The sequence below is a fragment of the Bradyrhizobium sp. USDA 223 genome, from assembly GCF_044909005.1.
Lineage (GTDB): Bacteria > Pseudomonadota > Alphaproteobacteria > Rhizobiales > Xanthobacteraceae > Bradyrhizobium > Bradyrhizobium yuanmingense.
Genome location: NZ_JBIYDR010000001.1, coordinates 4,521,508 through 4,536,618 on the forward strand (window position 1 = coordinate 4,521,508; position 15,111 = coordinate 4,536,618).

The following is a 15,111-nucleotide window of genomic DNA, read 5'->3' on the forward strand; positions in this document are numbered from 1 at the left end:
ATCTCTCCCCGGTTCGAATGAATGAGGTGCGCTTTATAGATGTGTCGCCAGCCGATTGCAACGGGCCTCGCGCGAGATCACGCACGAGTGTTGCAAATTAGTGCGCGTCGCCGCCGGCGCCGAACGGCGAAGCCGGCTTGTTCAGCAGCGCGACCAGCAGGCTGAGACCGAGATAGAACAGCGCCAGCATGAGGAAGACGTCGCCGAAACTCATCACCACGGCCTGGCGATGCACGATCTGGCTGAGCTGCTTCATCGCCATCAGCGCGGAATCGCCGAGCCCCTGGAACTTCTGCATCAACATGGTCAGGGTTTCGGTCGCAGTCGCGTTGCCCCAGGTCACCCGCTCCTGCAGGCGGACGATGTGCAGGTCGGTGCGTTCGTTGAGCACGGTGTTGATGACGGCGAGGCCGACCGCACCGCCGAGATTGCGCATCAGGTTGAACAGGCCGCTCGCGTTCTTCACCTTCTCGGGCGCGAGCGTGCCGAGCGCGATGTTGTTGGTCGGCACCATCGCGAACATCATGCCGATGCCGCGCAGGATCTGCGGCACCAGCAGCTCGTAGAAATCGTATTCGCGCGTGATAAAGGTCATCTGGTAGGAGCCGATCGCGAACACGATGAGGCCGAATGCGATCATGTAGCGCATGTCGACCTTCGCCATGAGCCGGCCGACCAGCGGCGCGACCAGGAACATGGTGATGCCGGAGACGAACATGGTCTCGCCGATCATCAGCGCGCTGTAGCCGCGCACTTCGGCGAGATAGCGCGGGTAGATGTATGTCAGGCCGTAGAGGCCGATGCCGATGCAGAATTGCAGCGTACATCCGACGGCGAAATTGCGGTCAGAAAAGGTGCGCAGATTGACGATCGGCTCGGCCGCCGTGAACACGCGCCAGAAGAAGGCGATGGCCGAGAGACCGCTGATCCAGGCGCAGATCGCGACCGACGTGTCCTGCATCCATTGATGTTGCGATCCTTCCTCCAGCACGTATTCCAGCGTGCCGAGGAAGCTGGCCATGAACAATAGGCCCCACCAGTCGAAGCGCTCGAGCAGCTCGAAATGCGGCTCGTCGAAATCGACCAGCGCCAGCACGCCCAACGTGATGCCGATGCCGGGCACGACGTTGATGAAGAACAGCCAGTTCCACGACATCAGGTCGGTGATGTAGCCGCCGACCGTCGGCCCGATGGTCGGGGCCAGCGTCGCGACGAGGCCGATGATGGGTCCGACGATGTGGAATTTCGTGCGCGGAAAGACGGTGTAGGCCGAAGCGAACACGGTCGGGATCATGCCGGCGCCGAGAAAGCCCTGCAGCGCACGCCAGAGGATCATCTCCTCGATCGTCGTGGCGAAGCCGCAAAGCAGGCTTGCGGCGGTGAAGCCCGCCGCCGAGATCGCGAACAGCAGCCGCGTGCCGAAGGCGCGCGACAGGAAGCCCGACAGCGGGATCGCGATCACCTCGGCGATGAGATAGGCGGTCTGAACCCAGGACACCTCGCTCGAGCTCGCCGACAGCCCGGCCTGGATTTCGCTCAAGGAGGCCGAGACGATCTGGATGTCCAGGATCGACATGAACATCCCGAACACCATGATGATGAACGCGAACAGCCGCTTCGGCGCAATGCGCTCCGAAGCGGGATCCGCCATCATGGCAGGTGAAGCGGTGGTGGCGGTGGCCATGTGTCAGTTCGGACTGGAGCGGCGGGCTCTTACCTCTCCCGCTTGCGGGAGAGGTCGACGCGCTCGAAGAGCGCGGCGGGTGAGGGCTTTCTCCTCTTGGGGAGTCTCCCTGGAGGAGACACCCTCTCCCCAGCCCTCTCCCGCAAGCGGGAGAGGGAGCGCACCTGCATTCGGGGCAGCGGCGCGGCTCATGTCATCGTCCCTACTGCGGATGGACCGCGGTGGGATGGTCGAGGTCGACCTCGGTGTCGGCGTCGGCGGCGCCCTTGTTGGTGTCGACGGTGGCGTAGACCGACATGCCGGCGCGGAGCAGGTTCTGCTTCGCCACTGATTTGGGCACGCGGATGCGAACCGGCACGCGCTGCACGATTTTGGTGAAATTGCCGGTGGCGTTGTCGGGCGGCAGCAGCGTGAACACCGAGCCCGCGCCCGCCGCGATGCTGTCGACCACGCCGGAGAACTTGCGCATGCCATAGGCATCGACCTTGATCGTCACCGGCTGGCCGGGACGGATGCGCTTGAGCTGCGTCTCCTTGAAATTCGCGTCGATATAGACCTCATCCAGCGGCACGATGTTGCCGAGGCGCTGGCCGACCGCGACGAAGTCGCCGGTGTTGACCAGGCGGTTCGAGAACGTGCCGTTGACCGGCGCACGCACCGCGGTGAAGCTGAGGTCGCGCTCGGCCTTGGCGAGCGTGGTCTTGAGCTCGGCGAGCTGCGCTTGCGCTTCGGCTTGCTGCGCCTTGGCGACGTCGACATTGCTGACGGCAACCTCATAGGCGGCGCGTGCGGCCTTGACCGCGGCGGCGCCCTGGTCGCGTCCGGCCTCCGAGCTTTCGAAGGTGGCGCGCGAGGCAAAGCCCTTGCTGCTCAGCGCCTGCTGGCGCTCGTAATCGAGGTCGGCGCGCTTGAGGCCCGCTTCCGCGGAGACGAGCTGCGCCTTGGCCTGGGCGACCTGGCTGTCGAGCGCGGCGACCTGGCGGCCGATGCGATCGATGGTGGCCTGCTGGGTCGCGATCTTGGTCGCGGCGGCTTCGACCGCAATTCGGTAATCGCCGTCGTCGATGCGGAAGATGATGTCGCCGGCCTGGACGGCCGTGTTGTCGCCGGCGAGGATCGCGGAGATATGGCCGGCAACGCGCGCGCCGAGCATGGTGTTGTTGGCGCGGACATAGGCATCGTCGGTCGAGATGTAGAAGCGGCCGACCAGCGTGTAATAGCCGGCATAGCCCGCAACGGCGAGCGCGAGCGCGAGGCCGACGCCGGTCAGGACGAATTTGCGCTTGCCGGATTTGGGCGCAGCGGCGGCAGGCACCTCCGTCGCGGGTGCCGGCGGCTTGTCGGTCACCGGGCCCTCCGGCGCCTCGCGGGTCGGACGCTTCGCTTCCTCGGCGACATGAGGGCGCAGCTGCTCGGCAGGGAGTGCGGATGCCTCGGAGACAGCATCACCACCCGCCTGGCCCTCCACCGCTTCCTGGCGAAGGACGCGAGCCGTCTGGTCTCTCGATGCGGCCATCCAGGCCTCCCCAAAAACGCAACCGAGGGCGCCCGCTGCTGCGGGCGGTCTCCTCGCTGGATCTCAAATACCATTGACCGAACGGTTCGGTCAATATAGAGATCGTGTCCTGCAGACCTTACTGCCGCGAAGCCTTCGTTGGCGTTTCATGGCCCTGATCCGAACCAAAAAGCTTCCGAGACCCTAAACCAATGGTTGTAGCTGCCGGCGAACAATTGCACGTCGTCCCGGACGAGGACAATTCCAAGCGCCGCCAGATTCTGGACGGTGCCCGCAAGGTGTTCATGGATCTTGGCTTCGACGGCGCCAGCATGGGCGAGATCGCCCGCGCCGCGCAGGTCTCCAAGGGCACGCTCTACGTCTATTTCGCCGACAAATTCGCGCTGTTCGAAGCCATCGTCGAACAGGAGGCGCTCCAGCATGGCCAGGTCGTGTTCAGTTTCGATCCCGAGCGCGAGGCCGAGACGACGCTGAAGGAGTTCGGCCTCGCCTATCTTCACCTGGTCTGCCGCCCCGGTGGCGGATCGGCGATCCGCACCGTGATGGCGATCGCCGAGCGCATGCCGGATGTCGGCCGCCGTTACTATGCGCGCGTGCTGGACAAGAGCATCAACCGCCTCTCCGACTATCTCAAGGCCCGTGTCGCCTCGGGCGATCTCGCGATCGACGATTGCGATCTCGCCGCCTCGCAGTTCATGGAGCTCAGCAAGGCCTCGCTGTTCCTGCCCTTCGTGTTCCAGGCGGCGCCCGCGCCGTCGGAACAGCGCATGAGTGCGGTGGTCGAGAGCGCAACGCGGATGTTCCTGGCGGCGTATAAGGCGAAGTAGCCGCGCGTTGCGCCTGTGGGCCGGGCGGCTATATTGCGGCCATGTCTCGCGATCTTCGCCCGCCGGTCGACATCCTCCACTACGAGATCGTCCAGGAACAGGCTTCCGCGCTTGGACGGATGGGCCGTGCCCTCGAACAGAGCCTGTCGCGCTTGCGCGAGTTCGACGCCGCCCACGCAGCGACCGATGTGCCGGAAGCGATGCAACCGGCCAGGCGCAAGCTGGTGCTGGAAGCTGGCGAGGCGCTTTGGATGTTCGTGGTGCAACGCGAGGCGTCCGGCTTGCGCGACAGCCGCCACATCATGCGCACCTACAACGTCCCGGGTGAGGTGCAGCGCTGCATGGGATTGGCACCCGCGCCGCGGAAGCCGGCCGCCGGATGAACCCCGGCTCCGCTGGGATCAAATTCCGATGTCTTCCATTGCGCGCCACCCGTGCAGGACGCGCCGCCCCTCCCGCGCGAACGCAAAGCAGTTGCCGCCGCCGGCGGGCTGATCGTGGATGCGGGCGATGGGGTGGCCCGCAATGTGGCAGAACAGCAGCGTGCCGACTGCGCCGTGGCCGACGAACAGGACGTCGCCGGGACGATGTCGCGCCAGCACCGCCTCGGCCTCGCGCACGATCCGCGCCTGTGCATCCGCAGCGCGCTCCCAGCCGCGCACGCTGAGATGAGGCGCGGCGAAGAACTGGTCGGCGACTTGCTCGAACTCGGCCGGCTTCAGGAAGCCGGTCGCCGAACGATCGTTCTCGTGCATGGCCTCGCGGATCTCGATCATGAGTCCGAGCCGAGCGGCAATGATCTCGGCGGTCTCGATCGCCTTCCGCTCGCCGCTGGAGACGATCTGCGTCGTGCTTGCGAGCCAGCCTGCATTCGCCAAAGCTTCGGTGCGCGCGCGACCCACCGGGCTCAGGCCCCATTGCGGCACCGGCACATCGGGATCGATTTGCACCTGCGGGTGGGTGAGATAGCGGACGATGCCAGCGGTCATAGTGAATCCGGTCTCTCCTCGTCATTGCGAGGAGCCCTTGCGAGAGCAATCCAGACTGCCGCTGCGGTGATAGTCTGGATTGCTTCGCTCCGCTCGCAATGACGGCGGGAGATGACTTCCGCAAGGTCATGCCTATTCGTCGATGTACTCGTCGTCTTCCCGCTTGTGCATCGTGCTCTTGCGCGCACCGAGCGAACCGGTCACCGCCGGCTCACGCGCGCTCGCATAGGGCTTGCGCGATTGCGCGCGGGAGGCGACCTCTTCGCCCGACACTGCGGCGGGCTGGCAGATCAGGCGGCGGCTGGCGCGGCGCATCAGATCGACATGGATGTGATCGTAGTGAAAGACGTTGGAGCCCGGCGCCAGCACGGTCGTGAAGTGCGCGCAGGCCCCAGCCTGCACGTCGCGCAGGAAGCCCTGCTCTTCCGGCATGCCGCGCCAGCCGTCCTTGATGGTGATGCGGCGGCCGTCGGCGAGCACGAAGGCGGAAATGTCAAGGGCGTTGCCGAAGGCGTGCTCCGAAATATGGGCCCGCGAATTGCCGTTCATGCCGCGGCAGGAATAGGCGGAGATCTGCTTGATCTCGGCGACGCGTACGCCGAACCAGCGCATCGCCGACGGCTGCACCGTGTCGGCGAGCCAGCGGTCGAGCTCGGACACGATCGGACAGGCGAGCGTCGCGGTCGGCTTGATCGCGACGGGACCGACGCTCGTGACGGGATTACCCTGCGCAGGACCAAGACGCGGCAGCGGCTGCTGTGCCGGCGCCTGCGAGTAAGGCGCCGGACGAGCCGGATAGCTCGGTGTGTTCATGTAACGTGCCGCCCCCGCGGCATCGGTGCCCTCCGGCGGCAGGTCGATCTCGTCCTCCTGCGCAGCCACGCCGGGAGCGTTGAGCGACATCGGCCCGGATGAGGTGCCGTAGCCGGCGGGCTGGCGCACCGCGCTCTCGGGATAGTTCGAGGGCTGCGGATAGGACGATGCGGGATATCCCCGGCTCTGCGGATAATTCGACTGCGGCTGCACCGGCCAACGCGGCTGGTTGCCGATGCTGCCGGGGGGGCGCAGCGCCTCGTCGGCAAAGCCATAGGTGCCGGAGGCTTCGCCGATGGCGGCGACCTTGAGCGGAAACTCGGCGCCGCAGCTGCCAGGGCCGGAGATCGGGTCGATGCGGACGATGTCCGCACTTTCCTTGACTGCGCCCGATTTCAGGCATGCGGCTTCTGCCTCGGCCCGCCACGGTTCGCGTTCGGCCTGGAAGAAGCCGCGACCGCAACCCGCTAGCGAAACAAGGACGATGGAGCCGACGAGATACAAACGAACTCCGCGCGTCATGAACGCACGTTCGGTGAATTTACTTAAAGACTCTTCAACGTGTTGATTTCAGTGTTCTTTAACCATACCGGGCGCGGCGGCGCCGGTTGCTGCCGATGACGAGCGACAGCGAGCCTGACTTTTTCAGAAAGAGACTTTCTGTTAACCATAAGAGCTGCGCGCCAAGCAACGCGCACGGAGGGAGCGACCTCATGACGTTCGCCGGCAGATTGAGCGTTATCACCGCCTACCTCGCCATGGCCTTCGTCGGCGCCATCGTGCTCGGGATGATTTAGACGGCATCGATCGACACAACGCGGCTGCTTACCCTCCCCTGGAGGGGGAGGGTCGCTGCGCATGTAGCGAAGCGGAATGCGTAGCGGGGTGGGGTGACAGTCTCTCCCCATCCACAGTGTCCGAGAGGAGAGATCACCCCACCCCGCTCGCGCTGCGCGCGATCGACCCTCCCCCTCCAAGGGAGGGTAAGAAACACTACGACCGCGTGCGCGAGGATTGCGACGAGGCGGTGATCTCCTCCCGTGGCGCATCGACTCGCGTCCAGTCGTTGCCGGAGCACCAGAAGCGGCCGAGCGCGCAGGCTTCGACGTGCAGCTTGCCGGAGCCCTTCAGCGTCATCCTCGCGTAGTAGGTGTTGCCGCTGGAGCGGCTGTAGATGCTGCCGGCCCAGACATCGCGCTTCCTCGGCTTCATGTTGACGAGCACGCTCTCGCCGCGGCTCGACGCTTCACTGAGCGCGTAACCGCACAACGCAGCTCCACAGCGCTCGATGCGGACCGTGCCCTTGGCACCTAGGCTCTCCCATTCGCCGAGCAGCGCGTGGCCCGTGTCAGTGGTGATCTGCGCCACCGCTACGGTCTGATTGATCTCGGTGCTCGGAACGATGACCGGCGGCTCGATGCGCGGCGGTTCGAGCGCGGCGGTCTTCGGCTGATCGGTGCGCTCCAGGTCAACCCGCGGCGGACCGGGGCTCAGCGTCTCCATTCTTGCAATCTCCAAGCTTGGCGCCGGCGGCGGTGCAACGGGCTGCGATGTCGCCGCGGCAAGGGCGGGAGGCGCCGGTGGCGGCACCACCACAGCCGCTTGTGGCGGCTTGACCGCTGCCGCCGGACAAGCCGGCTGCGGCGCCTGGACCATCGGCGCGGGCGCCGGCTGCACAGTTCGTGCCGGGCCGACATCCCCCGTCGGCCTGAGGCTGCGCTTGGGAGCCACCGTAATACAGGACGCGGCTCGGCAATTGCGCGGCGCCTCGACATGGAACCGGCTGCCGCCGATCGAGAACGTGTAGGAGCCGGCCTGCGCCGTCGGCGCGACCGCCAGCAGCGCGATCGATGTGGCAAGACAAGTGGCAAGCCAGGTTGCAAGCCGCTGCATCTGCGTTTCCCTCAGGTCGCGACGACGTTACGCAGCGCAGGCGAGGCTGAATGTGCGCTGCATCACCCAGGCGTTGTTCGCTCGTTGTGACGCCCATCACAGAACGCCCGACCGCCGCGGCGTAGGGTCGAACCACGCTTCATCCACCAGCGACACCAGTCCATATCGGGACCGCGCTATTTTCGGAGGTTGTCATGAACAAGCTCTCCATCGCCGCCACCGCCCTCTTCCTGGCTTCGACCGCCGCCGCGCATGCCGGCAATTCGATCTCGTTCCAGATCGAGGGCCAGCACATCCGCATCGAGACGCCGCGCAACTGCGCTTCGCTCAACTGCGTGACCATCGTCGCGCCGGGCCTGTCGGACAAGCCGATCAAGCTGAACAACATCAACCTCAAGGGCCTTGGCGGCTCCAAGGACGATGACGAGGACACCACGCCGGCTCCGGCGCCCACGACGGCGCAGCCCGCGCCGGCTCCCGTGCAGCAGCAGCCGGTGCCGCAAGCGACTGCGCCGGCAGCGCCAGCCGCGCCCGCTGCCCCAGCCGCGACCGCTGCCGCCGCTCCCTCTATTGGCTTCGACAATTCGCAGCCTGCTCCGGTTGCGGCGCCCGCGCCCGTTGCTGCCACCGCTCCCGTCGCCGCGGCTCCCGCGCCGGCTCCGGTGGCTGCCGCGCCCGTGGCCGCAGCGAACTCGCCGATCGGCATCTGGGCGACCGAAGAGAACAAGGGCAATGTCCGCGTCGAGCAGTGTGGCGCCAATCTCTGCGGCTATGCCGAGAAGACCAATGAGCGCATCCTGATCAACATGAAGCCCGAAGGATCGAAGTGGAGCGGCCGCATTCGCGATCCCAACTCCGGACGCAATTACGACTCCACGATCTCGATGAAAGGTCCGAACGTGATGCGCGTGCAGGGCTGCGCCTTCGGCGGCATGTTCTGCGGCGGTCAGACCTGGAAGCGCGTCAGCTGACGCGCGGAGGGTCGGCTCAAACACGTTCGACGCACGTGAGCGCGCTCGGTGCGCTCCCTCGCCCCGTTCTTACGGGGAGAGGGTTGGGGTGAGGGGCTGCTTCGGCAGAAATAGTGACAGTGAGACTCGCGGAGAGTCCCCCTCACCCGGATTGCACCTACGATGCAATCCGACCTTTCCCCGCAAGCGGGGCGAGGTCGAGAGAACTCACGCCTCGCCGCGCAGCCAAGCCTTCACCTTCTGCAACAGGCCATGCCGCAACTCATCGACAGAAGCTGCTTCCGCTTGTGTCAGCGTCTGCAAAGATGCATGGATGTCGTCCTTCGCCAACGGCGACACCGGCTCGGAAACCTGCTCCGGGACGGACAGAGGCGCCAGCCCTGCCGCCGCGAGCGCGATCGGTCCGATCTGAGTCAGGAAGACGCGTTCGTATTCGCGCGACAGACGGGCGATCGCGTCGTCCAGCGTCAACCAGTCGACCGCCTTGATGTCGTTCATCAGCTTGCGGACCGGCCCGCCGTCGGCCTCCATCCGCCAGTAATGCACGACCTTGGAGCGCCCGCCGGACTGATAGACCAGCGTGCCCAGAAATTCGTGCACGGCGACGTCGTGGCCGGTCTCCTCCAGCACCTCGCGGTGCGCGGCTTCCCTCGGCGTCTCGCCGTCGTCGAGCTTGCCCTTGGGCAGGACCCATTCGTTGCGCTTGCGCTGGCGCACGACTGCAACCAGCGGCACCGGCGCGCGCCGCAACACAATACCACCCGCCGCCATGACCGGCGCCCGCGCCATCGTCACATCCGTATCGATCGAATCGTCCCCACCCGACGATATAGGCGGCGGGGGCGGCGGATTGAAGGCTACTTTCTCCTGAGCAACGCTTGCCCCGCGCGAATGCGCGTGCCCTCGGCAATGCCGTCGCAGAAGGAGAAATCGCCGGGCGCGAGGATGATGATGGTCGAGCCGTGCTCGAACCAGCCGAGCTCCTCGCCTTTGCTCACGTTGACGTCGCAGGGAAAATTGACCGGGCCGCGCGTCTGCGCGTTCAGCACCATGTCGAGGAAGTGCAGGCGGATGCTCGCGACCAGGATCGCCGCCACCGGCACCAGCGTCACGGCTTCGCCGGTCGACAAATGCGTGCGGATCACCGCGCGCTCGTTCTTGCAGAACAGACGCTCGACGCGCTTGAGCGCAATCGGGTTGACGTTCCAGACGTCGCCATGGATCAGCGTGACCCGCTCGATGTGCGCGTCATAGGGCGCATGGAAGCGGTGATACATGCTCGACGTCAGCCGCAGCGTGACGAAGGAGCCGTTGCGGTGCTGCTCGACCAGCGCGGAATCGCCGACGAGATCGAGCAGCGAATAGGGCGCGCCCTTGACCTGGAACAGCTCGGTGTCCGCGATTTTCCCGTGAGCGCCGACGATGCCGTCGGAGGGGCTCGCCACCACCGCAGGATCAGGATCGAAGGGCCGCAGGCCCGGCTTCAGCTCCCGGGTGAAGCAGTCGTGCAGACTCCTGAACTGCGTCTTGCTTGCCTCCGACAGATCGAGGTCGGAGAACAGCTTCCACAGCGCGATCGAGAAGTCCCGCACCAGGGGATTCTCGATCTTGGAGAACCAGCCCATGAAGCGGGTCAGGGCCGCGCGGGGGATGCGATTGGTCAACAGGAAGTTGAGGTCTTCCTGCTGAGTGAAAGAGGCGATGAGGGCTTTGACTGTCATGAATCTGTCAGCTCGCAGGTTTAGCGCTTGTTGTCATGGAAACGACACTCCCGATTCTCTCGATGTCCGTGGCCGCCGCAGCGTCCGCTGCCGCCGTCCTCCCGAAGATCAAGGCGCGGGTCGAACTCTCCCGCGCCAAGCACCGCTCGCTCGCCGGGCACTCCAAGATGTCGCGCCGGGTGGCGCGGCTGCTGCCGTTCTACGAGTTCGAGGGCGATCAATACTTCGCCTGCGACGGTGCGCCGGCGAACATCGCAGCGCAACGCAAGGACGCCTTCTTCCGTCTCGCCAGGCTCTACGCCGAGCGCTACCCCAAAGGCCGCGCGATGACCAAGGAAGCGGCGGAGCAGATCTCCGATCTCAACTTCACCGAAAGCTATCGCGTGCCGTTCCAGTTCTCGCGCCTCGTCCGCGAGCATCTGGGGACCTCGACCTTCATGGAATCGTCCAGCGGCGTCACCGTCACCGATGTCGACGGCAACAGCTTCTACGACCTCACGGGCTCCTACGGCGTCAACATCTTCGGCAACGACTTCTACAAGGAGTGCATCGAGGGCGCCGAGAAGCGCGCGCATGCGCTCGGCCCCGTGCTCGGCCCCTACCATCCCGTCATCCTCGAGAATGTGCAGCGGCTCTGCCAAATCTCCGGCCTCGACGAGGTCTCGTTCCACATGTCCGGCACCGAAGCCGTGATGCAGGCGGTGCGGCTGGCGCGCTACCACACCAAGCGCACGCACCTGGTTCGTTTCGCCGGCGCCTATCACGGCTGGTGGGGCGACGTGCAGCCGGGCGTCGGCAATCCCATTCCTGCGCACGAGACCTACACCCTCGCCGAGATGTCGGAGAAGACGCTCCATGTCCTGCGCACGCGCAAGGACATCGCCTGCGTTCTGGTCAACCCGCTGCAGGGGCTGCATCCCAACGCCAACGCGCCCGGGGATTCCTCGCTGGTCGATTCCTCCCGCGGCGGCAATTTCGATCGCGCGGCCTACACCGAATGGCTGAAGAAGCTGCGCGAGGTTTGCAGCGAGCGCGGTATTGTCCTGATCTTCGACGAGGTCTTCGTCGGCTTCCGCCTCGCCGCCGGCGGCGCCCAGGAATATTTCGGCGTCAAGGCCGACATGGTGACCTATGGCAAGAGCCTCGCCGGCGGCCTGCCGGTCGGCGTGGTCTGCGGCAAGCGCGAATTGATGCGGCGCTTCCGCGACGACCGTCCCGCCGACATCTGCTTCGCCCGCGGCACCTTCAACTCGCATCCCTACGTCATGACGGCGATGGACGAGTTCCTGAGCCGCCTCGCCAGCCCGAACTTCCGCGCCGTTTATGACGGGCTGGAAGAGACCTGGAACGGGCGCGTGAAGAAGCTCAACCAGATGATGCAGGATGCCGACCTGCCGGTGCGCTTCGCCAACTTCTCCTCGATCTGGACGGTGAAATACACCACGCCGTCCCGCTACAATTGGATGCTGCAATATTACCTGCGCGCCGAAGGCCTGGCGTTGAGCTGGGTCGGCACGGGACGGCTGATCTTCAGCCTCAACTACACCGACGCCGACTTCACCGAAGTCGCCGACCGCTTCGTCCGCGCCGGCCCAGAAGATGAAGGCCGACGGCTTCTGGTGGCACGATGGCGTGCTCACCAACAAGCAGATCAAGCGCCAGATCCTGAAAGAGATGCTGGCCAAGCGCTTCGGGCGCTGAGGCTCTCTGACACTTAGCCCCGATCACCGCTCGCCCTTCTCCCTCGCCCCGCTTGCGGGGAGAGGGTCGGGGTGAGGGGGGCTCTCCGCGCGTGCGGTGAGCATTGACGCACGACCATCTGGCAGCGTCCCCGCGGATAGCCCCCCTCACCCGAATTTGCGCTCCGCGCAAATTCGACCTCTCCCCGCACGCGGGGAGAGGTGAAGGAAGCACCGCGTTCGCAGCCCCGAACACGTGGATGCCCGGGACAAGCCCGGGCATGACGTAGCCATCAGACATCGGAGCCTGTCGCGTGCGCCGCGCGCTTCAAGCGTGCTGCTCTTCGAGCACGGGCTCGTCGATGAAGCCCAGCGTGTGCTCGGGATTGAGGTGCAGGCCGGGATCCATCAGCTCGCCGCGCATCAAAGCGAGCGGGGCTTTGCGATAGAGCATCAGATCGTGGAAGGGATCGGTCAGGATCTTGGTCATCCAGACGAGGCCGGTCTCGACGTCGCGGATGAAGAACAGGTGCACGGTGCGGAACAACAGGCCGCCGCCGCCGACCACGAGCCAGATCTTCGCCACCTGCCGCATGAAGTCGGTCGCGCTCTGCCAGGGCGTGAAGATGCCGAACAGGGTGGGATCGACGACCAGCACCAGCGGCGACAGCGCCCAGATCGCCATCAGCACCACTTTGCGCTGCAAATTGTAGCCGACCTTGATCTCTTCCTTGTACTCGTGCGTCGCCTGGTTGATGTGGTCGTAGGTGTGCGGCTCGAAGAAGAAGTGGCCGGCCTGGCGCGAGGTCATCGACACCAACCAGCCGACCAGCGCGGAGACGACGGGATCGATGAACAGCCAGACATAGGCGAACAGGAAGCTCAGCGCGCTGACGAAGTGCAGGCTCTGATTGATGCGGCTGTGGTGATAGTAGCGATGGTCGTCCCAGCGCTGGATCCGCAGCTGCTCGAGATAATTCTTGATCATGCTCTTCCCCAAAATGCTTTCGGGTTCAGGATTACAGGGATTCGATGTAGGCCGTGTGACATCATCATTTTGTCATGTGACGATGTGCAGCGGCGCGATGACGCACGCGACGCGTGAGCCTCAGATCAAGCCGCTTTGGCGACGTCGACCTTGCGGAAGCGCACCAGCGAGAAGTGTCCCAGCGGCGGAATCAAGCGGCGCTCGGCAAGCTCGATGCCGTGCGCGCCGGCGAGCCATTTGGCATAGCGCGACCAGGCGAATTCGGCGGTGCGAAAGCCGAGCGGACGCACCACCGGCTGCAGCTTCTGCTCGATGAAGCGGCGCATCCCGGTGTCGGCGCTGACGCGGGTGAGGATGATCAATTCGCCGCCCGGACGCAGCACGCGGGCGAATTCGTCGAGCGCCTTCTCCGGGTTCGGCACGGCGGTGACGACGTATTGCGCCATCACGACGTCGAAGGAATTATCGGGGAATTCGAGCTTCTCGGCGTCCATCACCGCGAGGCCCTCGACGTTCTTCAGCTTCTGCTCCGTCACGCGGCGGCGCGCCTTGTCCAGCATCGCTTCCGAAATGTCGGTGCCGAAGATGCGCAGGTTCGGCGCGTAGAGCGGCAGCGAGATGCCGGTGCCGACGCCGACCTCGAGCACGCGGCCGCCGATCTTGTTGGTGGCCGCGATCGCCGCCTGCCGGCCCTTGGCGAACACGCCGCCGAACACGAGATCGTAGACCGGTGCCCAGCGGTCATAGGCCTGCTCGACCGTGCCGCGCGTGAGGTCGAGCTGCTGGGTGCCGTCAAAGTTCATGATCTTAGCCATCGATGAGGTTCTCGCTGTGGTTCGAATAGACGGTCAGCCGCGCACCGGCCGCCGCGCCATGCGAGGCGAGGCGCGCAGGACGCGGCTGGGCTGCAGTGAGGTGAGGTTGCCGACGAACTGGCGCGCGCTGTTCTCCCAGGAGCGCTCCAGCGCGAAATTGCGGCAGGTCTCGCGCGACATCGTGAGCGCGCGCAGGCAGGCGGAGCCCAGATCGTGGTCGATCGCGCCGATCGGGTGATCGGCAATGACGTCTTTCGGTCCCGTCACCGGAAACGCCGCAACCGGCGTGCCGCAGGCGAGCGCCTCGAGCTGCACCACGCCAAAGGTGTCGGTCAGGCTCGGAAACACGAATACGTCGGCCGCGGCGAGATGGGCCGTGAGATCCGCCCCCTTCTTCTCGCCGAGGAAGACTGCGTCCGGATATTTCTTCTCCAGCGCCGCCTTCTGCGGGCCGTCGCCGACGACGACCTTGGTGCCGGGCAGGTCGAGCGACAGGAACGCTTCGAGATTCTTCTCCACCGCCACGCGCCCCATTGTCATGAAGATCGGGCGCGGCAGGTCGAGCTGTGCCGGAGCGTCGGGATGAAACAGCCCGGTGTCGACACCGCGCGTCCAGAAGCCGAGCCGCTTGAAGCCGCGCTCGGACAGCTCCTGCCGCAGCGAGGGCGTCGCCACCATGGTCATGGCAGCGGCATCGTGGAAGTGGCGCAGCACCGCGTAGCCGACGCCCGCCGGGATGCCGGTCCGCACCGAGACGTATTCCGGAAAGCGGGTCGTGTAGGAGGTGGTGAAGGCGAGCCGGTTGCGGCGACAATAAGCGCGCGCCGCCCAGCCGATCGGGCCCTCGGTCGCGATATGCAGCGCCTCTGGCGCGGCCTTCTCGATCCGCCGCGCGATCTCCTTCGCCGAAGGCAGCGCGAAGCGCAGGCCCGGATAGGTCGGCAGCGGCCAGGACGGAAAGCCGTCGGGGGTGAGGAAGTCGATCTCGACGTCGAGGGCCTTGGCCGCATTCGCTAGGGAGGTCAGGGTGCGGACCACACCGTTGACCTGCGGATGCCAGGCGTCCGTCGCGATTAATACCCGCATGGGAAGATCCCGAGAGTTTGATGATTCTCAGGCATCGACCATCAACGAAGGTTATTTCAGGCGTGTGACGTCACAGAAGTGTCGGCGTGCTGTTTTGTTCGTTAACGAGCCGGCGGAGCCACGAAACTG

The 15,111-nt window shown here is 65.5% G+C and carries 14 protein-coding genes and 1 pseudogene; 5 read left to right on the forward strand and 10 right to left on the reverse strand.

Features of this window, described 5'->3' with window-relative positions:
- Nucleotides 1-97 precede the first annotated feature (97 nt).
- Together ABIA40_RS21010 and ABIA40_RS21015 are read right to left on the reverse strand one after the other, a co-directional pair.
- On the reverse strand, nt 98-1,684 hold the full coding sequence (locus tag ABIA40_RS21010; protein ID WP_157287782.1) for a DHA2 family efflux MFS transporter permease subunit: 1,587 nt from the start codon (nt 1,682-1,684) through the stop codon (nt 98-100).
- A gap of 202 nt (nt 1,685-1,886) precedes the next feature.
- Nucleotides 1,887-3,200, reverse strand: coding sequence for an efflux RND transporter periplasmic adaptor subunit (locus tag ABIA40_RS21015; protein ID WP_404543106.1), 1,314 nt, complete (start codon nt 3,198-3,200; stop codon nt 1,887-1,889).
- A 191-nt stretch (nt 3,201-3,391) separates the two neighbouring features.
- Between ABIA40_RS21015 and ABIA40_RS21020 the strand changes: the two genes are divergently transcribed.
- Both ABIA40_RS21020 and ABIA40_RS21025 read left to right on the forward strand, forming a co-directional pair.
- Complete coding sequence (locus ABIA40_RS21020; RefSeq protein WP_225128345.1) at nt 3,392-4,027, forward strand: TetR/AcrR family transcriptional regulator; 636 nt, start codon at nt 3,392-3,394, stop codon at nt 4,025-4,027.
- A 41-nt stretch (nt 4,028-4,068) separates the two neighbouring features.
- On the forward strand, nt 4,069-4,410 hold the full coding sequence (locus ABIA40_RS21025) for a DUF6665 family protein (RefSeq protein WP_404543107.1): 342 nt from the start codon (nt 4,069-4,071) through the stop codon (nt 4,408-4,410).
- Nucleotides 4,411-4,428: 18 nt separating this feature from the next.
- Here the strand turns inward: ABIA40_RS21025 and ABIA40_RS21030 are convergent, their stop codons facing one another.
- The gene (locus ABIA40_RS21030; protein WP_404543109.1) at nt 4,429-5,016 is read right to left on the reverse strand and encodes a histidine phosphatase family protein; all 588 of its coding nucleotides are present in this window, start codon (nt 5,014-5,016) and stop codon (nt 4,429-4,431) included.
- Nucleotides 5,017-5,148: 132 nt separating this feature from the next.
- Nucleotides 5,149-6,351, reverse strand: a complete 1,203-nt coding sequence (locus tag ABIA40_RS21035) for an extensin family protein (protein ID WP_404543111.1) — start codon at nt 6,349-6,351, stop codon at nt 5,149-5,151.
- A gap of 95 nt (nt 6,352-6,446) precedes the next feature.
- Between ABIA40_RS21035 and ABIA40_RS21040 the strand changes: the two genes are divergently transcribed.
- Nucleotides 6,447-6,626: a hypothetical protein gene (locus tag ABIA40_RS21040; RefSeq protein ID WP_271542713.1), complete on the forward strand. Its 180-nt coding sequence runs from the start codon at nt 6,447-6,449 to the stop codon at nt 6,624-6,626.
- Between the two features lie 196 nt (nt 6,627-6,822).
- Here ABIA40_RS21040 and ABIA40_RS21045 read toward each other — a convergent pair whose 3' ends face one another.
- On the reverse strand, nt 6,823-7,722 hold the full coding sequence (locus tag ABIA40_RS21045; RefSeq protein ID WP_404543112.1) for a DUF2147 domain-containing protein: 900 nt from the start codon (nt 7,720-7,722) through the stop codon (nt 6,823-6,825).
- A 194-nt stretch (nt 7,723-7,916) separates the two neighbouring features.
- On the opposite strand from ABIA40_RS21045, the gene ABIA40_RS21050 reads away from it, so the two are divergent.
- Nucleotides 7,917-8,693: a DUF2147 domain-containing protein gene (locus tag ABIA40_RS21050; protein WP_275508675.1), complete on the forward strand. Its 777-nt coding sequence runs from the start codon at nt 7,917-7,919 to the stop codon at nt 8,691-8,693.
- A 207-nt stretch (nt 8,694-8,900) separates the two neighbouring features.
- Here the strand turns inward: ABIA40_RS21050 and ABIA40_RS21055 are convergent, their stop codons facing one another.
- Together ABIA40_RS21055 and asd are read right to left on the reverse strand one after the other, a co-directional pair.
- Nucleotides 8,901-9,482, reverse strand: a complete 582-nt coding sequence (locus ABIA40_RS21055) for an NUDIX hydrolase (RefSeq protein WP_271542719.1) — start codon at nt 9,480-9,482, stop codon at nt 8,901-8,903.
- A 68-nt stretch (nt 9,483-9,550) separates the two neighbouring features.
- Nucleotides 9,551-10,414: an archaetidylserine decarboxylase gene (gene asd, locus ABIA40_RS21060; RefSeq protein ID WP_128263736.1), complete on the reverse strand. Its 864-nt coding sequence runs from the start codon at nt 10,412-10,414 to the stop codon at nt 9,551-9,553.
- A 35-nt stretch (nt 10,415-10,449) separates the two neighbouring features.
- On the opposite strand from asd, the pseudogene ABIA40_RS21065 reads away from it, so the two are divergent.
- Nucleotides 10,450-12,115 (forward strand): annotated as a pseudogene (locus tag ABIA40_RS21065) (aminotransferase class III-fold pyridoxal phosphate-dependent enzyme).
- Nucleotides 12,116-12,421: 306 nt separating this feature from the next.
- On the opposite strand, the gene ABIA40_RS21070 reads toward ABIA40_RS21065, so the two are convergent.
- The 3 genes from ABIA40_RS21070 to ABIA40_RS21080 form a co-directional block, all read right to left on the reverse strand.
- On the reverse strand, nt 12,422-13,081 hold the full coding sequence (locus tag ABIA40_RS21070; RefSeq protein WP_404543113.1) for a hypothetical protein: 660 nt from the start codon (nt 13,079-13,081) through the stop codon (nt 12,422-12,424).
- A gap of 125 nt (nt 13,082-13,206) precedes the next feature.
- Nucleotides 13,207-13,896, reverse strand: coding sequence for a methyltransferase domain-containing protein (locus tag ABIA40_RS21075; RefSeq protein WP_271542726.1), 690 nt, complete (start codon nt 13,894-13,896; stop codon nt 13,207-13,209).
- A 33-nt stretch (nt 13,897-13,929) separates the two neighbouring features.
- On the reverse strand, nt 13,930-14,982 hold the full coding sequence (locus tag ABIA40_RS21080) for a glycosyltransferase family 1 protein (protein ID WP_271542728.1): 1,053 nt from the start codon (nt 14,980-14,982) through the stop codon (nt 13,930-13,932).
- Between the last annotated feature and the right edge of the window lie 129 nt (nt 14,983-15,111).